This window comes from Agrobacterium sp. SOY23, from assembly GCF_027212525.1.
Lineage (GTDB): Bacteria > Pseudomonadota > Alphaproteobacteria > Rhizobiales > Rhizobiaceae > Agrobacterium > Agrobacterium tumefaciens_I.
Genome location: NZ_JAPWDT010000002.1, coordinates 736,098 through 759,210, shown reverse-complemented (window position 1 = coordinate 759,210; position 23,113 = coordinate 736,098). Strand labels below are relative to the sequence as shown.

Sequence of the window (23,113 nt, the reverse complement as noted above, 5' to 3'; positions counted from 1 at the left end):
ACTCGCGCATGATATCGGCGGCGCGCTTGAGGATGCGGCCGCGCGCCATGGGGCTCATCGCCGCCCATTCCTTCTGGGCGCGTTTGGCCGAGGCGATGGCGCGCTCGACAATGGCGGGCGTTGCCGCATGCAGCCTTGCAATCACCTCGCCGGTGGCCGGGAAGATGCTTTCGAACGGCATGCCGGTATTATCCTCGACATAATCGCCGTCGATGAAATGCGAGGCTTTCGGCTGGGCCTTGAGCCCCCTGTCGCCAGTTGCCGCGATGGTCATGCGAAGTCTCCTTAAAGAACGCGGACGGACGGCTTCGGGCGCTGTCCATCGGGAAAAGATTTGAGCTGCATGTCGAAATAATCCTCGACGAGCACCGGCGCGGAAGCGAGGCCGAGCGGGGCGGAACGCAGGCTGTGGCGAATGTAAAGCCCGTCTATCAGCGCCGCCGCACCTTCGGCGATGCGCGCGGCATCATCGGGCGGGCAAAGCCGGTTGAGGCTGGCCATGAGATTGGAGCGCAGGCGGCGGGAATAAAGCACGAGCAGGCGCCGGGTTTCTTCCGAGCGCTGCGCCTCGACGTAAAAGGCAAGCCATGCCGCCACCGTCTCGGGCGTGAACTGGTCGCTCTGGAAAGAGACATGCACGATGGCGCTCAGTCTTTCGCGCGGGCCGGAAGCGCGGGTCAGCGCCGCAACCGCATCACGCCGCAAGTCCCGCAGCAGGCTACGGATGGTTTCCAGAAGCAGCTGCTGCTTGCTGCCGAAATAATGATGCGCCAGCGCCGCCGACACGCCCGCTTCCCGGGCAATATCCGACATTGTCACATTCAGCGAACCATGGTGGCCTATGGTGCGCAAAGCCGCATCCACAAGCGCCTTGCGGCGCAAAGGCTCCATTCCGATCTTGGGCATAAGTGTCTCCTTGACGGCAGGCAAAATATTCTTGATTGATCGATCAATCAATAAAAAATACGCCATTTCATGTCGCGGATCGGCTGGCGTGAAACGGGGTGAAGGATAGAGGCGGTTTATCGCCCCCTTGGGCTCATGATCTGGATCAAATATTCGGCATGCACATTGCGCTACGGTGCAATCGTGATAGCTTTACCCGACCCATTCATGGAGACAGCGACATGACGCAGAGTCTCAATGCATCCGGATTTTCACCGCTGAAAGCAAAGTGGGGCTGGTTGCTGGCCCTCGGCCTCGTTCTTCTGGCCTTTGGCGTCATCGCGCTCGGCAATCTCTTCATCGCCACCGTTGCCTCCGTCTTTTATATCGGCGTCATGATGCTGACTGGCGGCGTGCTGCAGCTTTTTCATGCCTTTCAGGTGAAGGGATGGGAAAGCGCGCTGTTCTGGACGCTGAGCGGCCTGCTTTATGCCATCGCCGGCGTCATCGCCTTCCAGAACCCCGATCTGACGGCCGCCGTGCTGACCCTGCTGATGGCGATCTCGCTGATTGTCGCCGGCATTTTCCGCCTCGTTGTCGGCTTCAGGCTGAAACCGGCGACGGGCTGGGGCTGGGTCGCCACGGCCGGCGCGGTGACGACGCTTGCGGGTCTGGTGATTGCCGCCGGCTGGCCGGTCAACAGCCTCTGGGTGCTTGGCCTGTTTCTCGCGATAGACCTCATCATGCAGGGCTTCGCGATGGTGACGCTGGCGCTGGCAATGCGTTCATAAAGGCATGTGCAACGCCGTATCGGAACCACGCCGAACGGGGAAAAACTAAACCCCAATATACTGCAAATTGGGTATGGAACGCGTTTCGTGGTAAGATAAGCAGTGATACCAATTTCGCTGGAGGCGGCGTCCAGACGAAAACTTAAAAAACGACCGCCCAGAAAGACCGCCCTCGCCCCGCCCGCATAAGCGGGCATCTATCGGGTTTCGCGTGGCGGCCATCAAAAGAAGGGAGTGATATCATGCCAATGGTGACAGTATCGATTTCCCCGGAACAGGCAGCAAGAATGCGCGAGGCCGTGAATTGCGGCGCTTACGCGTCCGGCAGCGAGGTCGTCAGGGCAGCGCTGAGACTATGGGCGGCCTCCGCCGAGCACGGCGTCGGCGTAAAGTCCACGGAACCTGTGGAAGCGGACCGGGAACGCATGAATGTGGCGGAACTTTACGCCGCGCACACCGGACATATCCGCCGGGCATGAGGCCCGGCGCAACAACCCCATGGGTTCGTGGGTTGTAACAAAACGTTCATGAAAGCTTCACAGTCGTGAAAGCTTTTGTTGACCTGTAATCTGCGATTGTTCGCCTCAAAAGAGACAGGCTCCCCTTACGTTAGCCAAGCTGGGGACCGGCAATAGCGGAGAACAGAAATGCAGGCCGTCACGCTGGAGAACGATGTCGTCAGACGTTTTGCCTCCGGACATATGTTTCCCATGGCGAAGCTGGTGCTCGAGACGGCGTTCCAGCCGATTGTCGAGGCGACGACAGGCACGATTTTCGGCTATGAATCGTTGATGCGCGGCCATGACCGGCTTGGATTTTCCAATCCGCTGGCCCTTCTCGACCAGGCTGCCGTGGATGGCGAATTAAAGGCCTTCGAGCAGATGCTGGCGAGCCGCGCGCTGGCGAAATTCTCCACCCTGCCCGATTTCTCCTCCGCCACCCTGTTCCTCAATCTCGATGTACGATTGATCCCGCATGGTGATGCCATCCTCGACAAGCTGGTCGGTCATCTGGCGCGTGCCGGTATTCCCGCCTCCTCCATCTGCTTCGAGCTTTCCGAACGGTTCGACAATACCAGCGTGCCGGAATTCACGGCGCTGATTGCCCGCATGCGCAAGGAAGGCTTCAAGCTGGCGATCGACGATTTCGGCGTTGGTCACGGCGAGATGAAGCTGCTCTGCGATTTTCCGCTGGATTACCTGAAGATCGACCGGCATTTCATCACCGGCGTCGACCATCTGCCGCGCAAGCAGCATCTTGTCCGTAACATCGTCAACATCGCCCATGTTCTCGGCGTGCGGGTCATTGCCGAAGGCATCGAAACGGAAGCGGAGTTTCTGACCTGCCGCGAATTCGGCGTTGATCTGGTGCAGGGCTGGCTGATCGCCAAGCCGACGATCTTCACCAGCGAGCTTCCGGAAAGCTTCCCGCATCTCAACCGCATCGGCGTTGCGCGGCGCGGCAGCCAGACGCTGGACGAAATCCTGATCCGCCGGGAGATAGAGCGCCTCCCCACCGTCTTCGAGCATGACAGCGTCGACAGTGTCTTCGAACTGTTCCGCAGAAATCCGCAGCAGGCGTTTTTTCCGGTTCTCAACGCCAATGGCGAACCGCGCGGCGTCATCAACGAATATCACCTGAAAGAATATATCTACCGCCCCTTCGGCCGCGACCTGCTCAAGAACAAGATCTATGAGCGCACCATATCGCATTTCGTCGACCCGGCGCCGATCGTCGGCCTCGATGCCGATGCCGACCAGCTGATGAACATGTTCGCCAGCATGGGCGGCAGCGCCTGCATCATCCTCACCGAGAACATGCGTTATGCCGGCATCGTCTCGGCCGCTTCGCTCATCAAGGTCATCAACGAAAAACAGCTGAAGATGGCGCAGGACCAGAATCCGCTGACGGCACTGCCCGGCAACCGCGCGATTGGCGGCTTTATTGCCGACCGTTGCAGCGACGGCGACGAGACGCGCTTCTTCTGCTATTGCGACTTTGATAATTTCAAACCCTTCAACGACAAATACGGCTTCAACGCCGGCGACCACGCCATCACCCTGTTCTCGGCGCTGATGCGCCGTTACTTTTTCGCGGGCGATTGTTTCCTCGGCCATATTGGCGGCGATGATTTCTTCATCGGCGTGCGGGACTGGACGGTGGAGGAACTGATGGAAATTCTCGAGCGGCTGCTCAGCGATTTTCACGACGATGTCGCCGAACTCTATTCGGACGAAGACCGCGCCGCCGGATGCATGAAGGGCCAGGATCGCCATGGCAACGAGCGGGATTTTGCGCTGCTGCGCTGCTCCATCGGCGTCCTCACCTTGCCGAAGGGGCTGATCATCGCCAATCCCGAGCGTATCGGCAGCGAGATCGCCGGCGTCAAGGCCGCCGCGAAGGAAAATGAAAGCGGTCTCGTCGTGCGGGTGTTCGGCGAGGCAAATTGACACTCGCGACAAACGGCCTCCTTCCCTCAAGCGCACATCTGACCTACATCTTCAGGTGACGCCGACAAGCGAGGAGTTGCCCCTGCCCATGTCCGACACGACCCTGCCCGAAGCAATGCGCTTCATCGACCTTCCCTCCCATGGCGGGCCGGAGGTGATGCGGCTTTCCGAGGCGCCTTTGCCGAAACCCGCCAAAGGCGAGATCCTGGTGAAGGTCGAGGCGGCGGGGGTCAATCGTCCCGATGTCGCGCAGAGACAGGGCACCTATCCGCCGCCGAAGGGTGCAAGCCCGATCCTCGGGCTGGAAATCGCCGGCGAAGTGGTGGCGCTGGGAGAAGGCGTTACCGAATTCAGGCCGGGCGACAGGGTCTGCGCGCTCGCCAATGGTGGCGGTTATGCGCAATATTGCACCGTCCCCGCCGGACAGGCCCTGCCCTTCCCCAAAGGTTATGACGCCGTCAAGGCCGCAGCACTACCGGAAACATTCTTCACCGTCTGGGCCAATCTCTTCCAGATGGCGGGCCTCACCGAAGGCGAAACCGTGCTCATCCACGGTGGCACCAGCGGCATCGGCACGACGGCCATCCAGCTCGCAAAAGCCTTTGGCGCGGAGGTCTATGCCACGGCGGGCTCGGCGGAAAAATGCGAGGCCTGCGTAAAGCTCGGCGCCAAGCGCGCCATCAATTACCGCGAGGAGGATTTCGCCGAAGTCGTTAAATCCGAAACCGGCGGCAAGGGCGTCGATGTCGTTCTCGACATGATCGGCGCGGCCTATTTCGAAAAGAACCTTGCGGCGCTCGCCAGGGACGGTTGCCTCTCCATCATCGCCTTTCTGGGCGGTGCCACGGCTGAGAAGGTCAATCTCACCCCGATCATGGTCAAACGCCTCACCGTCACCGGCTCCACCATGCGTCCCCGCACGGCAGACGAGAAACGCGCCATCCGCGATGAGCTCGTCGAACAGGTATGGCCGCTCATCGAAAACGGTCAGGTCGCACCGGTCATCAACCGGGTCTTCACGCTGGACGAGGTTGCGGAAGCGCACCGGCTGATGGAAAGTAGCAATCATATCGGCAAGATCGTGATGCGGGTGTCGTGACACATTGAACGAGATCGTTGTTTTCGTTGGCAACAGGTCAGAGCGTTGTCACGCATAACAACATGAAGGCCGTTCTGCTCGAAAAGACGCGCAAAGTGATCGACGAGACGGCCTTTTTCGAGGTTGTCCTGTGGCATCTTCTCGAGCCCGTTCCCGGTAGCGCCCATTTCTTCAAATATCGGCTGGCGCTGGTGATAAAAGGGGAATGCGTTCTGCCTTATGACAATGAAGGCGGCAAAGGCGATCATTGCCATATGGACGGGCGTGAAGATGCCACGCATTCACCACGCTCGAAGCGCTCTTCGATGCATTTCAGGCGGATATGGAAAGGGTTTTGTCATGACGACGCTCACGGTACGTCTAAGCACGATCAAGGATATCAAGAGCCGCTTTGTTGCCGCAGGTAATCTGGCAATGTCCGGAAAACCGGTCGAGGCGAAACCATCCATCGAATTTTCAAGTTATGAGGACCTGCACCGCATTCTCGCGCCATTGCGCCTTGCCATCGTCAAGGCTCTTGCCGGACAGGGGCCGCTTTCGATCCGCGAAGTTGCCCGCCGGATCGGGCGGGATGTGCAGGCCGTTCACCGCGATGTGACGACGCTCCTCCATGCGGGCGTTATCGACCGGAACGAGGCTGGTATCGAATTTCCCTATGACAGCATTCACTTCGAATTCGACGTGAATGCCGCAGATGCGGCATAGATGCCGGACGCCTGTTAAAAGTAACCCTCTTGCATTAATGGCGAATCGTACTACCTTCTAGTTATGTTCAACGTATCGGAAGGAGGTGATCCAATGTCTAATGAGATTTCGGTCTCTGGTGCAGGCAATGGAAAGGGTGTGTTTTCGACGGGGCAGCCCTCGGCGTAAACAGCTTTACCTTCGGAACGTTGAGAAACAGTCCCGGGTTTGTATACAGAACCAAACTCATGGAAGGGTCGCTTCGGCGGCCCTTTTCCGTTTTCGGGGTTATCTGTCTTTGACGATCACGCGCCGGGATGCTCCTGCGGCAGGTTCGGTGTTTTGCATTGCCCGGAAACCTTCTCCCGTCATGCCGGGCTTGACCCGGCATCCAGCCGACGCGCGTCTGCGCGGCGAAGAAGGTCTTTTCAGCCCAGGGACCTGGGCTGACTGGATGCCGGCTCGAGGCCGATATGACGGAGAGCTGAGGGCGACTGCAGAACCAAGGCCGCCAATCGCGCCGCCTCTGCCTACTTCTTCCCGAACACCTTCCACCGCGTCGGGCGGAACCGCAGCTCCGCGCCCACTGCTACAGCGGCGTTGAGCGGCACTTCGATTTCGAGGTGATAGGGGTCATGGCCGTTATTGGCGATGTCGATTTCGGCAATGCGGGTGCCCGCGAGGCGGCGACAGGTGGTGACCTTGCCGTAAAGCGCGTCCTTCGCCTCCGTCAGCACCACATCTTCCGGGCGGAAGAAAAGTTCGCCCTCGCCCGCGCCGCTTTCATCGATGCCGATGCTTTCGCCCTGAAACAGCACATGGCCGTCGCGGATCGTTACCGGCAGGCTGGAGGATTCACCGATGAAGGAGAAGACGAAGGGAGAATTGGGGGTGTCATAAACGTCATCCGCCGTGCCCACCTGCTCGATCTTGCCCTGGCTCATGACGACGACGCGGTCCGCCAGTTCCAGCGCCTCTTCCTGATCGTGGGTGACAAAGACGGTGGTGTGGCCGGTGCGGTCGTGGAATTCGCGCAGCCAGCGGCGCAACTCCTTGCGCACCTTGGCATCGAGCGCGCCGAAGGGCTCATCGAGCAGCAGCACCTTCGGTTCGATGGCGACGGCGCGGGCGAGCGCCACGCGCTGGCGCTGGCCGCCGGAAAGCTGCGAGGGATAGCGCTTCTCAAGGCCCGAGAGATGCACCATGTCGAGAAGCTCGGACACCCGCTTGCGGATTTCCGCCTTCGGCGGACGTTTGGCGGAAGGGCGCACCTTCAGCCCGAAGGCGATATTGTCGGCCACCGTCATATGACGGAACAAAGCGTAATGCTGGAACACGAAACCGACATTGCGCTCCTGCACCGTGCGGTGCGAGGCATCCTCGTCGCCGAAGAAAATCTGGCCCTGCGTTGGCTGTTCGAGGCCGGCGATCAGACGCAGCAGCGTCGTCTTGCCGGAACCGGAAGGACCGAGCAGCGCGATCAGCTCGCCGGAACGAATGTCGAGCGACACGTCGTTCAGCGCCGGAAAGCGATCGAACTGCTTGGTGATGCCGGAAACTTTCACTTCCATAAAGATGCCTTTCAATGCTTGCCGGCTGCGTTGCCCGCGCCAAAGCGTATTTCGAGAATGGTTTTGAGAACGAGCGTCACGAGCGCGAGACCGGCAAGCAGCGTCGCCACGGCGAAGGAGGCGCCGATATTGTACTCATTATAGAGTATCTCGACATGCAGCGGCATGGTGTTGGTCTCGCCGCGAATATGGCCGGAGACAACCGAGACGGCACCGAACTCGCCCATGGCGCGGGCGTTGCAGAGCAGCACCCCGTAAAGCAGGCCCCATTTGATATTGGGCAGCGTGACATACCAGAAAGTCTGCCAGCCGGTTGCGCCGAGCGAGATCGCCGCCTCCTCATCGCCATTGCCCTGTTCCTGCATCAGCGGGATCAGTTCACGCGCGACGAAGGGAAAGGTGACGAAGATGGTGGCCAGCACGATGCCGGGCACCGCGAAGAGGATTTCGATGCCGTAGCTCTTCAGCCATGGCCCGAGCACGCTGTGAGCGGAAAACAGGATGACATAAACGAGACCCGAAATGACCGGCGAGATCGAGAACGGCAGGTCGATCAGCGTGATCAGGAAGGCCTTGCCCTTGAACTCGAATTTCGCGATCGCCCAAGCGGCGGCAACCCCGAAGATGAGGTTGAGCGGCACCGAAATGGCGGCGACGAGCAGTGTCAGGCGGATGGCGGAGAGCGCATCCGGCTCGACGATCGCCTCCCAGAAGCTTTCCGCACCCTTGCGGAAAGCCTCGAAGAAGACGGAGATCAACGGCAGGACCAGAAAGGCCGCAAGGAACAGGAAGGCGATGGCGATCAGCGCCAGCCGGGCGGGAAAGCTCTCGCTGGCGGGATCGCGGAACGGCCGGGGCGTGGTGCGGGAAGCGGTCTCAGACATAACCGTACCTCTTGCGGCTCCAGGCCTGAATGAGATTGATGAGGAACAGCATGGCAAACGAGATGATCAGCATGATGGTGGCAATGCCGGTCGCCGCCGCATAATTGAATTCCTCCAGCCGGATGACGATGAGGAGCGGCGCGATTTCCGAGACGTAAGGAATATTGCCGGCGATGAAGATGACCGAGCCATATTCCCCGACACCGCGGGCGAAGGCGAGCGCAAAACCCGTGAGGATCGCGGGTGTGAGGCTCGGCAGCAGAACGCGGGTGATGGTCTGGAACCGGTTGGCGCCAAGCGTCGCCGCCACCTCCTCCACCTGCCGGTCGATCTCTTCCATGACCGGCTGCACGGTGCGGACCACGAAAGGCAGGCCGATGAAGATCAGCGCGATGACGATGCCGGTCGGGGTAAAGGCGATCTTGATACCCAGGGGTTCGAACAGCGAACCGACCCAGCCGCGATTGGCATAAAGCGTGGTGAGCGCGATACCGGCCACCGCCGTCGGCAGGGCGAAGGGCAGGTCAACGATGGCATCAACAAAGCGGCGACCGGGAAACCGGTAGCGCGTCAGCACCCAGGCAACGATGACGCCGAAAACCGCATTGACCAGCGCGGCAAGGAAGGCCGTTCCGAAACTGACCCGCAGCGCGTTCAGCGTGCGGCTATCGGTGGCAATCGCAATGAAATCTGCAAAACCCAGTTTCGCCGTGGACCAGACAAGGCCGCCGAGCGGAATAAGAATGATGAGAAACAGATAGGTCACTGTGTAACCAAACGTCAGGCCGAAGCCGGGTATGACGCTCGACTGCCGCCATTTCCACCTGTTTCCGGATGTATTATTGCTCATCAAGGCTCCGGATAATCTTTGTTTTGTACATTTCCAGGTCAGGAAACCGGAGTTCGCTTTTCCTGGAAATGCCCTCTGGGAGCCGGTGTTCCCCGGCGTTTTTCTTATAAAAGTTCGACCGGCACGGTTGTCCGGTCGAACAGGTTCTTTTGTCTTGTCCCTGTGGACGGGGTGATCGCGTTTCACCCCATCATCCGCTTACTTTGCGGGCTTGTAAATCTGGTCGAAGATGCCGCCGTCACCAAAATGTTCCGGCTGCGCCTTGGCCCAACCGCCGAAGATCGGATCATCGATGGTGACGAGCTTGATGTCAGGCAGCTGCTTCAGCAGATCCTTGGAGACAACGGCGGGATTGGACGGACGGTAGAAGTGCTTGGCCGCAATGTTCTGTCCTTCGTCGGAATAGAGATATTGTAGATAGGCTTCCGCCGCCTTGCGGGTGCCCTTGGCGTCGACGTTTGCGTCAACCACGGCGACCGGCGGTTCGGCAAGGATCGAGATCGGCGGCACGACAATGTCAAAGGCATCCGCGCCGAATTCCTGGCCGGCCAGATAGGCCTCGTTTTCCCAAGCGAGCAGCACATCACCGATCTGGCGCTGTGCGAAGGTGACCGTGGAGCCACGGGCGCCGGTATCGAGAACCGGGGCGCGCTTGTAGAGTTCACCGACATAGGCCTTGATCTTGGCCTGATCACCCTTGAATTCTTCATTGGCCCAGGCCCAGGCAGCAAGATAGTTCCAGCGGGCACCGCCGGATGTCTTCGGGTTCGGCGTCACGATCTGCACGTCGCCCTTCACCAGATCGCCCCAATTGTGGATGCCCTTCGGGTTGCCCTTGCGCACCAGGAAAACGATGGTGGAGGTGTAGGGCGAGGAATTATGCGGCAGGCGGGTGCGCCAATCCTTGTTGATCTTGCCGGAATTCTGGACGATGGCGTCGATGTCGCTCTGCAAAGCGAGCGTCACAACATCGGCTTCCAGACCGTCGATGACCGAGCGTGCCTGCTTGCCGGAGCCGCCGTGCGACTGCTGGATGGTGATGTCTTCACCGGTGTCAGCCTTCCACTTCTTGGCGAAGGCCTCGTTGAAATCCTTGTAGAGCTCACGGGTCGGATCATAGGACACATTAAGCAGCTTGGTCTGCGCGGCGGCCGAGCCAGCGCCGCCAAAAGCCAGTGAAAGGCTAAGAGCAATAACGCTCAAACCGGACAGAAGCTTGGACATCGGTATTCCCTCCTGATTGCGATGGCTTAACTCTACCGGTTGAGTAGAGTTGGTCAATGAGGCCGAATACGATCGAAAAAGTGTTTCCCGAGAGCGTTTTCCCAGGCAACAAATACAGCGCAGCATAAGCGAAAGGCGCAACAAGCGTCGTGTAAAACTTTTCTGAATGCAAAAGCATTTCACATTTTTGACGGTTTTTTGCCGCGATGGCGAAAAATATTATGGGGTTTTAGACGATTTTTTCGTTAGGCCGTCAAAAGCTCGGGCACTTCGACACCGACCACGGCATCGGCGATGGTGGTGTTGAACAGGATGTTGCGGGTGGCATCGGCCACGCGGGCGAAGACGTGGCGGATCTCGCACTGCTTCTCGCCGTCACAATCCTCGCAGCGGCGATAGGCGGTCTGTGACAGGCAGGGCAAGGGGGCAAGCGGTCCGTCGATGAGGCGCAGCACCTCGCCGAAGGTGATGTCCTCGGCCGGGCGCGCCAGAAGGTAGCCGCCCTGCTTGCCGCGCCGGCTTTCGACGATCCGTTCCTTCTTCATTTCAAGAAGGATCTGCTCCAGAAACTTTTTCGGAATGGCCTGTTCACGGGCAATGTCGGAAATTTGCACAGGACAGCCGCCGTCGGCCTTTGCCAGCGAAAGAAGCGCCCTCAGCGCATATTTTGCCTTCTGCGAAATCATCGTAAAACCAGTAGACCACAAGCCCGGAAACCCGGCAATTCCGGCTTAGCGCAGAAGTTGTCACAATTCAAATCCAAGCTGCAAAGAAGGTGAACGGGCATCTTTTGCTCATACCACGCGCGCATGAGGCATTTTTGCTCTCAAGTGCAGCGCACAAAGACTGTCATTTCTGTTCCCATAGCCGGATTTCAACAATAATCGGCCATGGAAATCCCGGACGTGACAATGACGATCAATTCAGCAAATGCCTCTGCCGATGCCGCTTCCCTCGACGCCACGCTTGCGGGGCTCGATCTGGCGGGTCGGCTTTCGTTTATCGCCGGCCTCGGCGGGCGGGCGGTCTTCACCACCAGCCTCGGCATAGAGGATCAGGTCATCACCGCCGCCGTCGGCACGCATCGTCTGCCGATCGATGTGGTGACGCTGGAGACCGGCCGCCTGTTCAAGGAAACTGTCGATCTCATCGATGAAACCGAAGAACGTTTCGGCATCGAAATCCGCCGCTTCCGGCCCGAACAGGACGATATCGACGCCTATGCCGCGAAGTATGGTCTCAACGGCTTTTACGAAAGCGTCGAGGCGCGCCACGCCTGCTGTCATGTCAGGAAGCTGATCCCGCTCGGCAAGGCGCTGGAGGGTGCGGCCTTCTGGATCACCGGCCTCAGACGCGGCCAGTCGGGCAATCGCGCGACGACGCCATTCGCCGAGTTCGACGCGGATCGCAATCTCATCAAGATCAATCCCTTGGCTGACTGGGATATCGACCTCATCCGGGCGCATGTCGCCAAGGAGAACATCCCCGTCAATCCGTTGCATGCGCGCGGTTACCCCTCCATCGGCTGCGAGCCGTGTACGCGCGCCATCAAGCCCGGTGAGCCTGAGCGCGCCGGACGATGGTGGTGGGAAAACGACGAGAAGCGCGAATGCGGTCTTCACGTCGCCGGTGCGGAGCAGACACCCGCCGTTTCCGCCATCCCGCAACGATAATCATTCAGTAATCCCGGAGTTTACAATGTCCAACGCAGTCCACGAGACGGACAGCAAGAATACTGTCGCAGCCAAGCCGCCTCTCGATCCCCATCTGAAGGCGCTTGAAAACGAAGCCATTCACATCTTCCGCGAAGTCGCCGCCGAATTCGACAAGCCCGTCATGCTTTATTCCATCGGCAAGGATTCGTCCGTGCTGCTGCATTTGGCGCGCAAGGCGTTTTTCCCCGGCCGCATCCCCTTCCCGCTGCTGCATGTCAATACCGGTTGGAAGTTCAAGGAAATGATCGAGTTCCGCGACAATATCGTCAAGGAATACGATCTTGATCTGATTTCCTACACCAACCCGCGTGGCGAGACCGAAAACGTCACCCCCTTCTCCCATGGATCGGCGCTTTACACCGACATCATGAAGACGGAAGCGCTGCGCCAGGCGCTGGATGCCGGCCAGTTCGACGCGGCCTTCGGCGGCGCACGGCGCGACGAAGAGGCGAGCCGCGCCAAGGAACGCATTTATTCCTTCCGCACGCCCGACCATAAATGGGACCCGCGCAACCAGCGCCCGGAACTGTGGAACATCTATAACGGCATGGTCCGCAAGGGCGAGAGCGTGCGCGCCTTCCCGCTCTCCAACTGGACCGAAGTGGATATCTGGCGTTACATCGAGGCGGAAAACATCCCGCTGGTGCCGCTCTATTACGCCGCCGAGCGTCCTTACGTGGAACGTGACGGCATGATGATCCTGGCCGAAGACGAACGGCTGGAGCTTCTGCCCGGCGAAGAGATCAAGCACGGCTCGATCCGCTTCCGCACGCTCGGCTGCTTCCCGCTGACCGGCGCGATCCGCTCCGAGGCGGCGACGCTTCAGGAGGTCATCGCCGAACTGGAAATCGCCACCGTCTCCGAACGGCAGGGCCGTGCGATTGACCGCGACCAGTCCGGCTCCATGGAGAAGAAGAAGCGCGAGGGCTATTTCTGATGAGCACTGCCACCGCAAGCACCCCCTCCTCTTCCGCCACCATTTTGCCCTTCGCCGAACATTCGAAGGTGGCGCGCGACACGCGTCCGCTCCGCCTCATCACCTGCGGCAGCGTGGACGATGGTAAGTCGACCCTGATCGGCCGTCTCCTCTGGGACACCAAGGCCGTCAAGGAAGACCAGGCCGCCACGCTGCACCGCGACAGCGGCAAGCAGAACGATCTCGGACTGCCCGATTTCGCGCTGCTGCTCGACGGTCTTCAGGCGGAACGCGAACAGGGCATCACCATCGATGTCGCCTATCGTTATTTCGCCACCGACCGGCGCGCCTTCATCGTGGCCGACACACCCGGCCATGAGCAATATACCCGCAACATGGCGACCGGCGCTTCCACCGCCGATCTCGCCGTGCTGCTCGTCGATGCGCGCACCGGCATTCTCGAACAGACACGCCGCCACGCCACCATTGCCGCCCTGATGGGCATTCGGCAGTTCGTGCTGGCCGTCAACAAGATCGACCTGACCCATTACGACAAGGCCGGTTTCGAACTGATCGCCCACGAGTTCCGCGAGTTTGCCTCCAATCTCGGCATCAAGCAGATCACCGCCATTCCGATGTCGGCGCTGAAGGGCGAAAACGTCGTTCTCTCCGGCAAGGCCTCCATGCCCTGGTATGAAGGCCCGACACTGGTGGAAACACTGGAGCTTGCCACCGTCCGCTCCGCGCAGTCCGGGGGCTTCCGCCTGCCGGTGCAGCGCGTGTCGCGTCCGGGTGAAAGCTTCCGTGGTTATCAGGGCACGGTTGCCGGCGGTTCGGTGAAGCCGGGCGACAGCGTCGTGGTCCTGCCTTCGGGCATGGTCGCCAATGTCAAGCAGATCGTTACCTTCGATCTGGTGCGCAACGCCGCCGTGGCGGGTGATGCCGTCACGCTGGTGCTCGATCGCCAGGTGGATGTCTCGCGCGGCGACATGATCGTCTCCATCGAGGCGCAGCCGCTCACGGGACTTGCCTTCGACGCACAGCTTGTTGCCCTGCAGCCGGGCGGTATCGAGGCCGGCAAACGTTATTGGCTCAAAAGCGGCAGCCGCCGCCAGCGCGTCAGCGTCCAGCCCGTCAGCCAATTGAACCTGAAGGAAGGCGAATGGCAGGCGCATGAGACCTCGCTGCCGATGAACGCCATCGGCAAGGTGCGCCTCTCCTTCGACGAGACGGCGATCTTCGACCCCTACGAGCAGAACCGGGCGACCGGCTCCTTCATTCTGATCGACCCCGACACCAACAATACGGTTGCGGGCGGCATGATCGCCGGCAAGCGCAGCACAGGTGCGACGGAGGAACAGGGCGACCGCGTCATCCTCTCACTCCCCGCCGGACTTGCGGAAAAGCTGCTCGCCGGCGAACTGCTCGCCAAACACCGCGACGAGATCGACATCCGCCGCACGGATGCGGCGACAGCCTCGCGGCTGATCGGCGATCTCGACTGAAAATGCCCGCATAAACGACAAAAGGCGATCACGATGTGGTCGCCTTTTTGTTTTGCGCCTGTCATCAGGCGCGACTTAAAACACGAACATATAAAGCAGAATGATCACGACGACCGGAACGCCCATAACCCACAACGCGATACCCTTCAGCATGTTATCCTCCATTGTTGCTGTGGGGAGATAACGGCTGGGGCAGCTTTCCGATCCATGCGCCCCTGATTTTTACGGGTTGTTTCTCGGCCTTCAAGAAAGCCGTTTGTTCATTTGACGTTCATGCGCAAAAGGCGAATTTGCATGCGGTCGCTCCGCCAAGCGATCCAACAGAGGCTCGTTGTTCGAAAGAACAGCGGGCCTCTTTTTTGATCGCGATAAGTTGATCATCACGACGCCCCGAAAATTCGGGGCTAAGGGCGGTGACGGGTAACTTCTGAGGTTGTGGATCGGAATTGACGCTTTTAAGACGTCGGATGTCGCGCGTCCCCTGAAACAAGGCCGCGACATTGAGGCCTGGCGCTTGGCGGAGCGACGGGCCTCTTTCGTTCGGGCGCCGGGTACTGCAATAAAAAGCCCGCCGAAGCGAGCCTGTTCGCATGTAAAGCCGGATTTCGCGGGCGCGGACAACAAATATCTCAATCGGTGAGGTTTCAAACCGTCCGGTTTAACTACGCGACTTTGATTTCAGGGATTTTCGGGATCATTTGCAAGCCACTGTTCTCATTGGCTTTAAGCTGGTCGGAGTGAGAGGATTCGAACCTCCGACCCCCACGTCCCGAACGTGGTGCGCTACCAGACTGCGCTACACTCCGTGACCAGCGGCGCTTCTATAGACCAGCCTCCGGCATTCGACAAGCGGCTTATTGCATTTTTTATGACAAGTTTTTTCCATCCGGTGAAACAGCCCCGCCAAGCGCCTGCAAAGCGGGGCGGAAGGGCGGAAAACGTTACAAAAAAGCAATTGTGGCAGGAAATTTTCATCGGACCGCACACCTCCCCTGCCCGCCGCCGCCAAATCTGCTAGGGGAACGGAATGACCGGCGGGAAGCCGGACACGGCACAAAGGACATTTCACCATGCTATTCCGCAGCGTAACGCTCGCAGCGTTTGCCATTGCGCTCTCCGCCTGCACCACCTCCACCGGCGGCTCCGCCCCCTCTTTTGCCCAGAAGAGCCCGGTTGAAACCCGCTGGGTCGGCCAGTCCGCAGGCATTTTCTTCGCAAAATTCGGCCCGCCGCTGAGCGATACGGAAAGCGGCAGCTCCACCGTCTATAACTGGCGCGGCGGCTACAAGAAGGCCACCATTCCGGCCAAATTCGAAGAAGGCAAGGACGGCAAGAAGGGTCGCCAGATCTCGCCGGCCCGTACCGCTTCGCTCTCCTGCACGGTGCAGCTCGTCGTTTCCAGCGACTACAAGATCACTGCCGTGCGCACGGTCTCCGACCGCCCCGGCGTCAACGGCCCGAGCTATTGCGCGGAATTCCTCGCCGCAAACTGAGCTTTCGGCCTCAGACCGAACACAACACAAGGCCCGCCCGAAACGGCGGGCCTTTCACTTTTTCGGGATTATCGTCATTTTTCTGAAAAAAATTCAGCCCGCAGCAGCGCCGCGCCAATCATCATGGCCTGCAAGGCGCAGTCGGTTGGGCTTTTTGCGATATCCGGCTCATAGAACCCTTTCAACCGTTTGAAAGCATCGCCTAATCTTCACTGCGCTGAAAATGACGATCCGCAAATGCACAAAATTCGCCGGCGCGACCATATGTCCCGGCCAAATCCCTGCAAAAACGCTTGAACTGGAGTGAATGAGTCCGGGTTGTGCCGCTTTGCGCTTTGCTATAACGGGGCGATCGGGAGGAATGTTTTTAACACAAAACAAGAATCAGGTATGGCCGTGACTCCCATCGATCAAGACAAATCCCAGCTCACTGATCTCTCCCATGCATTTCCGCTGAACCGCCGACAGGTTCTGGGCGGCGCGCTCGCTGGAATTGCCGCAGCGGCACTGCCCTCTTCCCCGCTTCTCGCCAATACGGCTGCCAAGAAGGTCGATGTGCTTTTGATCGGCGGCGGCATCATGAGCGCGACGCTCGGTGTCTGGCTGCGCGAACTGGAGCCCACCTGGTCCATGCAGATGCTGGAGCGGCTGGATGGCGTTGCGCTTGAAAGCTCGAACGGCTGGAACAATGCCGGCACCGGCCATTCCGCGCTTGCCGAGCTCAACTACACGCCGCAGGACGAAAACGGCAACATCAAGATCAGCCAAGCGATCAACATCAACGAATCCTTCCAGATTTCCCGGCAGTTCTGGGCATGGCAGGTGCGCAACGGCGTTTTGAAGAACCCACGCTCCTTCATCAACCACACGCCGCATATGAGCTTCGTCTGGGGTGACGAGAACGTCGCCTATCTGGAAAAGCGTTATCAGGCGCTGAAGGCCAGCCCGCTTTTCGCCGGCATGGAATTCTCCACCGATCCCGAGCAGATCAAGAAGTGGGTGCCGCTGATGATGGAAGGCCGCGATCCTTCCCAGAAGATCGGCGCAACCTGGTCGCCGCTCGGCACCGACATGGAATTCGGCGAGATCACCCGGCAATTCGTATCGCATCTGCAGAGCGACCAGAATTTCGACCTGCAGGTCAACAGCGAGGTGTCCGATATCCAGCGCAATGCCGACGGCAGCTGGCGGGTGACCTACACCAACACCAAGACCGATGCCGAACAGGTGGTGGATGCGAAATTCGTGTTCATCGGCGCCGGCGGCGGCGCGCTGCACCTGCTGCAGATGTCCGGCATTCCGGAAGCCGATGATTATGCCGGCTTCCCGGTGGGCGGCTCGTTCCTCATCAACGAAAACCCTGATGTGACGATGCAGCATCTGGCCAAGGCCTATGGCAAGGCCTCGGTCGGCTCGCCGCCCATGTCGGTTCCGCATCTCGATACCCGCGTGCTGGGCGGCAAGCGTGTCATCCTGTTTGGACCTTTCGCCACCTTCTCCACCAAGTTCCTGAAGGAAGGCTCCTATTTCGATCTCGTCTCCTCCGTCACGACCAGCAACGCCTGGCCGATGGTGCGCGTGGGCATCGATGAATATCCGCTGGTGGAATATCTCGCCGGCCAGCTGATGATGTCGGATGACGACCGTTTTGCCGCGCTGAAGGAATATTTCCCCAATGCCAAACAGGGCGAATGGCGCCTGTGGCAGGCCGGACAGCGCGTGCAGATCATCAAGCGCGACGAAGAAAAGGGCGGCGTGCTGAGGCTCGGCACCGAAGTCGTCGCCGCAGGGGATGGCAGCATCGCCGGCCTGCTTGGCGCTTCGCCGGGTGCTTCCACCGCAGCGCCGATCATGCTCAGCGTTCTGGAAAAAGTCTTCAAGGACAAGGTGGCAACGCCTGAGTGGCAGACAAAGCTGCGCCAGATCGTGCCGAGCTACGGCACCAAGCTGAATGACGACCCGGAAAAGGTGCGCGAGGAGTGGGCCTACACCGCCGAACACCTGCAGCTGCCGACCCCGCCGCAGATCGATCTCGAGGCGCTGAAGGGCGCCGGTGCGGCGCCTGCGGGTGCGCCGGTGAAGAAGGTGCCGGATATCGCGCTTTAAGGCCTAGCCACGATCTTTGAGATTGGACGCCGCGTGTCTTTGGATACGCGGCGTTTTTGTTAGACGCGACTTCTCGATACGCACCATCATCCTCGGCCTTGTGCCGAGGATTTGCTCACATCTCACAGAATCAATCGGCTGCAGATGCTCGGGACAGCCCGGGTCGGATGGCCACTTCGCACGCCGAAAATGATAGTATCACAATCCATTTGGTAGTAATAATTGCTACCAAATGCCAAGGAGATCACATATGGCCAATGTGGAGAAGATCAGCGTTTCCATGACGCTCCAGCACGCCGAAATCTTGCGTGACGCCGTGGAAAGCGGTGCCTATGCCAGCAGCAGCGAAGTCATCCGTGAGGCGATGCGCGACTGGTCGGCGAAATGGGTTCAGCGACGCGAGGACATCACCAAGTTGCGCGCGTTGTGGGCCGAGGGCAAAGCCAGCGGCAATTCAACCGAAGCGGATTTTGACGAGACGCTCAATGAAGCGCGGGCGGAACTGGCGTCGTTGAAAAATCGTGACCATTAGACTTGTCTGGACGCCCCGCGCACGCAGCGATGTGAAGAAAATCTACGTCGATATCGGCAAGTCACAGCCCTTGGCTGCGGAACGGTATTTTGCCCGATTCCGGGCCAAAGCGGAAAGCCTGGTTGATCATCCCCATCTCGGCGAACGCCATCCGGAAATTTTTCCGTCTGCCCGCATGCTCGTCGAAGCCCCCTACGTCATTCTCTACGAAACCGTTCCGGATACGGACGGCGACGAAGTACGCTGCGTGGAAATCATTCGTGTGATCGACGGTGCCGGGACCTGCGGACACTGTTTTGACTTTGGAAGTGATGGCTGGGGCGCCAGGATTCGAACCTGGGAATGCCGGTACCAAAAACCGGTGCCTTACCGCTTGGCGACGCCCCAACAGGGCAGCGAGAGCGAAACGCCGCTGCCTGAACCGCGCCTGATTAGCAAAGCCTGCCCGGCGCGGCAATGACCCGGCGACCAATTTTTTCACAAAATCCAAGCTTTTTGGGTGCCGCGCCGCAGACGGCATGATAGGGCTTGGCGATTGTGCGGCGGGTGCCGCCGGCACGGGCGGCATGGCATTCATTCAGGAGGTCTCGATGGCGGACCCGGCATTCGATCTCGACTTCAAGCCGGCCTATGGCGAGGCGGTTCCTGTCGCCCCGCTCATCCAGCGCATCACCGTCAACAACCCTTCCGCCTTCACCTTCCACGGCACCAACTCCTATATCGTCGGTGACCGCTCCGTTGCCGTCATCGATCCCGGCCCGGAGGATGAGGCGCATTTTCAGGCTTTGATGGCGGCGCTTGATGGCCGCGAGGTGACCCATATCTTCGTCAGCCACACCCATCGTGATCATTCGCCGCTCGCCCGGCGGCTGAAAGAGGCAACCGGGGCGCTGACGGTGGCGGAAGGCCCGCATCGTGCCGCCCGGCCGCTGCATGTGGGTGAAACCAATCCCTTTGCCGAAAGTTCCGATACGGCATTCGCGCCCGACATTGCGCTGGGCGACGGGCAGAACCTCTCCGGTGATGGCTGGGCATTAACCGCGCTGCATACGCCGGGACACACCGCCAATCACGCCGCCTTTGCCCTTGAGGGCACCGGCATCGTCTTTTCCGCCGATCATGTCATGGCCTGGGCCACCACCATCGTCGCACCGCCGGATGGAGCGATGAGCGATTACATGGCCTCGCTGGAGCGACTGCTGACCCGCGACGACCGGCTGTTTCTGCCCGGCCATGGCGGACCGGTCACTGATCCCGCCGCTTTCATGCGGGGCTTGCGCGCCCACCGCCGCATGCGGGAAAAGGCGGTTCTGAAGCGGATCAGGCAAGGTGACAGGCTGATCGCCGATATGGTGAAGGTGATCTATGCCAGCACCGACAGGCGCCTGCATGGCGCGGCAGCCCTTTCCGTGCTCGCGCATATCGAGGATCTGATCGAAAAGGGCGAAGTGCGAACGGATGGCGCACCTTCGCTGCTGGGCGAATATTTTCCGGCCTGACGGGGTTTTGACAGGCAGCATTTCAAATCTTGCTATCGCCTCAGCCATCGCTCTCCCATTGATGGCGCGGGCGAGTGCCACTCGTTTCTTCTCCCTGGCGGGGAGAAGAAACTCGCGGCGATGCAGAGCCCTGACCTTGCCGAAGCTTAGCGCCAGCTAAGCCTTCGGCGTCAGGAACTCAATTATCGTTCAGACCCTGCATTTCCGCATCCAGCGCATCGAGATAGGCCTCCGCAATCGCCGCACCCATGCCGAGATCATGCGGGCCGTAACGGGAGGCGACGCGCACGTCGACGATGGTGGTTTCCGCCTCTTCCTTCAGGCGGATGAGGAGGTCGAAACGCAGACCCCAGATGCGGGTGCGGGTTTCGCCCTGCATCAGCACCACGCCGCTGCCATTGAAGAAGGTGGGCTGCGGCGCTTCAGCCGGGCGGGCCATGGGCACGGGCACGATGGAGGGCAGGTCTTCCACTGGCGCGTCCTCCGCGGGCTGCGTCCTGTCCTGTGGCGGCACGCCGACGGAGGGGGCGTCTTCCGCGCCGATCACACCCTTGGTGTGGGTGATGCGGATATTCTGGGCGGCCGCCATTTTTTTGGCGGCGGCATAGATGCGGTCGATCGCGCCTTCATAACGGCGGCCGGCCAGGCTCGCATAGGCCTCCATCTGCGCATCGCGGTCGGCTTTGGTCACGGTCGCGGGCCGAACCAGCCATTGCTGGTTGGCGGCGGGTGTCACCAGCCATTCCGGCACATCGCTCAGATCGGTGGAAATGTCGTAGATCTTCGGCTGCTGCCAATAAAGAAACGCGCCATAACCGACGACACCGAGCGGCAGGGCCGAGAGAAGCAGCGCGGCCAGCGCCGAAAGCCCGCCGCGCGCACCCGTCGTCCACAGCCGCTCCAGGCCGATCAGCGCCAGAAGCACGGCCAGAAGAGCAATGCCGGCGGCAATGATGAGCAGCCCGACAAGATCGGGCGTCGTCAGCGGCCCGAAACGGTGGATGCCGGCGGCGATGAGAAAGAGCGCAAGCGCCGCAAGACCCAGATACCGGGAAAGATAGGCTGCAACCGAAAAAGGCCGGACGAAACGCACAGTCATGAAAGCGGATATCCGTTAGATCGCATTGGCTTGAAAGCGTTGCACCCGAATTCTGGCAGGGAATCACCTGCATATGATGTCATAGACCGGATTTGCGGCGAGGAAAACAAAGGAGGGGGTTGATCCTTAAATTCCGGCTGATCCCAACCGCCAACGCCATGCCGGGTCAAACGTTGCAGATCCTCGGGACAAAGCCCGAGAATGACATGTGACTGTGTTATGAAAAGCTGGTCCTTCGAAAATGCAGAATATTTTTCCGCATATCGCCATTCCGAGAGAATAATACCCCGACAATGCAACAAATACGCAAGTCCATCCCTTAATTGCTGAGGAAATCGGCGTATCCTCGGCGACCTCCCTCGAGAATGCGTGTAAAAAGTGCAACATTCTCGTTTTCTTGCACAATAAAGAGACATGTCATGTCACAGGCAACGACGTCCGCCGGCCCCTCCGGGCCGAAACCCTTTTATCGCAATTTCGGCTTTCAGGTTCTGAGCGCCATGGTCATCGGCCTGCTGCTCGGCCTCCTTGCGCGCAACATCGGTCCCGATGCCGCCGGCAGCCAGAACTGGCTTTCGGTGACGCTGCAGACCATCGGCAGCATTTTCGTGCAGCTTTTGCGCGCGCTGGTGCCGCCGCTGATCTTTACGGCCATCGTCGCCTCCATCGCCAATCTCAAGAACCTCTCCAATGCGGCAAAGCTCGTCTGGCAGACGCTTCTGTGGTTCGCCATCACCGCGCTGATTGCCGTCGTCATCGGCATCGCGCTCGGCCTCGTGATCCAGCCGGGCGTCAACACCGCGATTGCCAATACGGCAGCGGCGGCCCCTTCCTCCACCGGCTCCTGGCTGGATTTCCTGAAGGGTCTCGTCCCGGCCAACGTCTTCGGCCTCGAAGCCTCGACGAAGGTCAATAATGGCGCGGCCAGCACCTCGCTGAACTTCAACGTGTTGCAGCTGCTTGTCGTGTCGATTGCCTTTGGTGTCGCGGCGCTGAAAGCCGGCAAGGCGGCGGAGCCGTTCCTCGCCTTCAACCAGTCGCTGCTTGCCATCGTGCGGAAAATCCTGTGGTGGGTCATCCGCCTCACCCCCATCGGCACCATCGGCCTGCTCGGCCGCGCGGTTGACCAATATGGCTGGACGACGCTGTCGCAGCTCGGCTGGTACGCGGCGGCCGTTTATATCGGTCTGGCACTCGTGCTCTTCGTGGTCTATCCGGCGCTGCTGATCGCCCATGGCCTGAAGCCATCGCGGTTCTTTGCGGGCGCATGGCCGGCCATCCAGCTGGCCTTCGTTTCGCGCTCCTCCATCGGCACACTTCCCGTTACCGAAACCGTGACGGAAAAGAGCCTGGGCGTGCCGCGCGAATATGCCGCCTTCTCCGTGCCGCTCGGCGCCACCACCAAGATGGACGGCTGTGCTGCGATCTATCCGGCGATTTCGGCGATCTTCATCGCGCAGTTCTTCCAGGTGCCGCTCGGCATTCAGGACTATGTGCTGATCGTCTTCGTCTCGGTGCTCGGCTCTGCCGCAACGGCTGGCCTGACGGGTGCCGTGGTAATGCTGACGCTGACGCTCTCCACCCTCGGCCTGCCGCTCGAAGGTGTGGGCCTGCTGCTCGCCATCGATCCGATCCTCGACATGGGCCGCACGGCGGTCAACGTCGCCGGTCAGGCGCTGGTGCCCACCCTCGTCGCCAAGCGCGAGGGCATTCTGAATGAAGCCGTCTACAACAACGCCAAGGACATCGACGCGCTCGATGACCGGGAAATAGCGACGGCCTGACAGCAATAGTCGTGGGGTGTTTCCAT

21 protein-coding genes, 2 tRNA genes and 2 pseudogenes are annotated in these 23,113 nt (G+C 60.0%); 15 read left to right on the top strand and 10 right to left on the bottom strand.

Annotated features, from left to right (window positions below; genetic code table 11):
* Together O3S81_RS08900 and betI are read right to left on the bottom strand one after the other, a co-directional pair.
* Positions 1–274: aldehyde dehydrogenase family protein (locus tag O3S81_RS08900; protein ID WP_269342382.1), on the bottom strand; the 274-nt coding region annotated here is incomplete at its 3' end.
* 11 nt (positions 275–285) lie between these two features.
* Entirely contained in the window at positions 286–906 is a 621-nt protein-coding gene (gene betI / locus O3S81_RS08895) for a transcriptional regulator BetI (protein ID WP_269342381.1), read from the bottom strand.
* A 221-nt stretch (positions 907–1,127) separates the two neighbouring features.
* On the opposite strand from betI, the gene O3S81_RS08890 reads away from it, so the two are divergent.
* From O3S81_RS08890 to O3S81_RS08865, 6 genes and pseudogenes are all read left to right on the top strand, one after another.
* Positions 1,128–1,676 (top strand): HdeD family acid-resistance protein, encoded by a 549-nt coding sequence (locus O3S81_RS08890; protein WP_269342379.1) that lies wholly within the window; start codon positions 1,128–1,130, stop codon positions 1,674–1,676.
* Between the two features lie 242 nt (positions 1,677–1,918).
* Complete coding sequence (locus O3S81_RS08885; RefSeq protein WP_269342376.1) at positions 1,919–2,155, top strand: ribbon-helix-helix domain-containing protein; 237 nt, start codon at positions 1,919–1,921, stop codon at positions 2,153–2,155.
* Between the two features lie 168 nt (positions 2,156–2,323).
* On the top strand, positions 2,324–4,126 hold the full coding sequence (locus tag O3S81_RS08880) for a GGDEF domain-containing protein (protein ID WP_269342374.1): 1,803 nt from the start codon (positions 2,324–2,326) through the stop codon (positions 4,124–4,126).
* An 88-nt stretch (positions 4,127–4,214) separates the two neighbouring features.
* Entirely contained in the window at positions 4,215–5,225 is a 1,011-nt protein-coding gene (locus O3S81_RS08875) for an NAD(P)H-quinone oxidoreductase (protein WP_269342373.1), read from the top strand.
* Positions 5,226–5,287: 62 nt separating this feature from the next.
* Positions 5,288–5,568 (top strand): annotated as a pseudogene (locus O3S81_RS08870) (toxin-antitoxin system TumE family protein).
* Positions 5,565–5,930 (top strand): HVO_A0114 family putative DNA-binding protein, encoded by a 366-nt coding sequence (locus O3S81_RS08865; RefSeq protein ID WP_269342371.1) that lies wholly within the window; start codon positions 5,565–5,567, stop codon positions 5,928–5,930. Before O3S81_RS08870 ends, O3S81_RS08865 begins: the two are co-directional and overlap by 4 nt.
* A gap of 509 nt (positions 5,931–6,439) precedes the next feature.
* Here the strand turns inward: O3S81_RS08865 and O3S81_RS08860 are convergent.
* The 5 genes from O3S81_RS08860 to O3S81_RS08840 all read right to left on the bottom strand — a co-directional run bounded on the left by O3S81_RS08860 (position 6,440) and on the right by O3S81_RS08840 (position 11,124).
* The gene (locus O3S81_RS08860; RefSeq protein WP_269342369.1) at positions 6,440–7,480 is read right to left on the bottom strand and encodes a sulfate/molybdate ABC transporter ATP-binding protein; all 1,041 of its coding nucleotides are present in this window, start codon (positions 7,478–7,480) and stop codon (positions 6,440–6,442) included.
* An 11-nt stretch (positions 7,481–7,491) separates the two neighbouring features.
* The gene (gene cysW / locus O3S81_RS08855) at positions 7,492–8,364 is read right to left on the bottom strand and encodes a sulfate ABC transporter permease subunit CysW (protein ID WP_269342367.1); all 873 of its coding nucleotides are present in this window, start codon (positions 8,362–8,364) and stop codon (positions 7,492–7,494) included.
* A complete protein-coding gene (gene cysT, locus O3S81_RS08850; RefSeq protein WP_269342365.1) occupies positions 8,357–9,214 on the bottom strand; it encodes a sulfate ABC transporter permease subunit CysT in 858 nt (285 codons plus the stop codon). The genes cysW and cysT overlap by 8 nt, the downstream gene beginning before the upstream one ends.
* A 198-nt stretch (positions 9,215–9,412) precedes the next feature.
* A complete protein-coding gene (locus tag O3S81_RS08845) occupies positions 9,413–10,438 on the bottom strand; it encodes a sulfate ABC transporter substrate-binding protein (protein WP_269342363.1) in 1,026 nt (341 codons plus the stop codon).
* Positions 10,439–10,683: 245 nt separating this feature from the next.
* Positions 10,684–11,124, bottom strand: a complete 441-nt coding sequence (locus O3S81_RS08840; protein WP_269342361.1) for an RrF2 family transcriptional regulator — start codon at positions 11,122–11,124, stop codon at positions 10,684–10,686.
* Between the two features lie 204 nt (positions 11,125–11,328).
* Here O3S81_RS08840 and O3S81_RS08835 point away from each other — a divergent pair, with 204 nt between their 5' ends.
* From O3S81_RS08835 to cysN, 3 genes are read left to right on the top strand one after another with little or no spacing between them, the layout of a single operon-like run.
* The gene (locus tag O3S81_RS08835) at positions 11,329–12,111 is read left to right on the top strand and encodes a phosphoadenylyl-sulfate reductase (protein ID WP_269342360.1); all 783 of its coding nucleotides are present in this window, start codon (positions 11,329–11,331) and stop codon (positions 12,109–12,111) included.
* 25 nt (positions 12,112–12,136) lie between these two features.
* The gene (cysD, locus tag O3S81_RS08830) at positions 12,137–13,090 is read left to right on the top strand and encodes a sulfate adenylyltransferase subunit CysD (RefSeq protein WP_269342358.1); all 954 of its coding nucleotides are present in this window, start codon (positions 12,137–12,139) and stop codon (positions 13,088–13,090) included.
* Complete coding sequence (cysN, locus tag O3S81_RS08825; protein WP_269342356.1) at positions 13,090–14,574, top strand: sulfate adenylyltransferase subunit CysN; 1,485 nt, start codon at positions 13,090–13,092, stop codon at positions 14,572–14,574. Before cysD ends, cysN begins: the two co-directional genes overlap by 1 nt.
* Positions 14,575–15,303: 729 nt before the next feature.
* Here cysN and O3S81_RS08820 read toward each other — a convergent pair.
* Positions 15,304–15,380, bottom strand: a tRNA-Pro gene (locus O3S81_RS08820).
* A 264-nt stretch (positions 15,381–15,644) separates the two neighbouring features.
* Here O3S81_RS08820 and O3S81_RS08815 point away from each other — a divergent pair.
* The 4 genes and pseudogenes from O3S81_RS08815 (at position 15,645) to O3S81_RS08800 (ending at position 19,005) form a co-directional block, all read left to right on the top strand.
* Positions 15,645–16,067, top strand: coding sequence for a hypothetical protein (locus tag O3S81_RS08815; protein WP_269342354.1), 423 nt, complete (start codon positions 15,645–15,647; stop codon positions 16,065–16,067).
* 390 nt (positions 16,068–16,457) lie between these two features.
* Positions 16,458–18,173 carry a malate dehydrogenase (quinone) gene (gene mqo / locus O3S81_RS08810; RefSeq protein ID WP_269342352.1) on the top strand — a complete coding sequence of 572 codons (1,716 nt, stop codon included), beginning with the start codon at positions 16,458–16,460 and terminating at the stop codon, positions 18,171–18,173.
* A 250-nt stretch (positions 18,174–18,423) separates the two neighbouring features.
* Entirely contained in the window at positions 18,424–18,705 is a 282-nt protein-coding gene (locus O3S81_RS08805; protein ID WP_269342350.1) for a ribbon-helix-helix domain-containing protein, read from the top strand.
* Positions 18,695–19,005: pseudogene (locus tag O3S81_RS08800) on the top strand (type II toxin-antitoxin system RelE/ParE family toxin). The gene O3S81_RS08805 and the pseudogene O3S81_RS08800 overlap by 11 nt, the downstream one beginning before the upstream one ends.
* A 12-nt stretch (positions 19,006–19,017) precedes the next feature.
* On the opposite strand, the gene O3S81_RS08795 reads toward O3S81_RS08800, so the two are convergent.
* Positions 19,018–19,092 (bottom strand) — tRNA-Gln (locus tag O3S81_RS08795).
* A 203-nt stretch (positions 19,093–19,295) separates the two neighbouring features.
* Between O3S81_RS08795 and O3S81_RS08790 the strand changes: the two genes are divergently transcribed.
* The gene (locus tag O3S81_RS08790) at positions 19,296–20,204 is read left to right on the top strand and encodes an MBL fold metallo-hydrolase (RefSeq protein ID WP_269342452.1); all 909 of its coding nucleotides are present in this window, start codon (positions 19,296–19,298) and stop codon (positions 20,202–20,204) included.
* A 178-nt stretch (positions 20,205–20,382) separates the two neighbouring features.
* On the opposite strand, the gene O3S81_RS08785 is transcribed toward O3S81_RS08790, so the two are convergent.
* Positions 20,383–21,303, bottom strand: a complete 921-nt coding sequence (locus tag O3S81_RS08785; protein WP_269342349.1) for a DUF1499 domain-containing protein — start codon at positions 21,301–21,303, stop codon at positions 20,383–20,385.
* A 419-nt stretch (positions 21,304–21,722) separates the two neighbouring features.
* Between O3S81_RS08785 and O3S81_RS08780 the strand changes: the two genes are divergently transcribed.
* Entirely contained in the window at positions 21,723–23,087 is a 1,365-nt protein-coding gene (locus tag O3S81_RS08780) for a dicarboxylate/amino acid:cation symporter (protein ID WP_269342347.1), read from the top strand.
* The last annotated feature ends 26 nt before the right edge of the window (positions 23,088–23,113 follow it).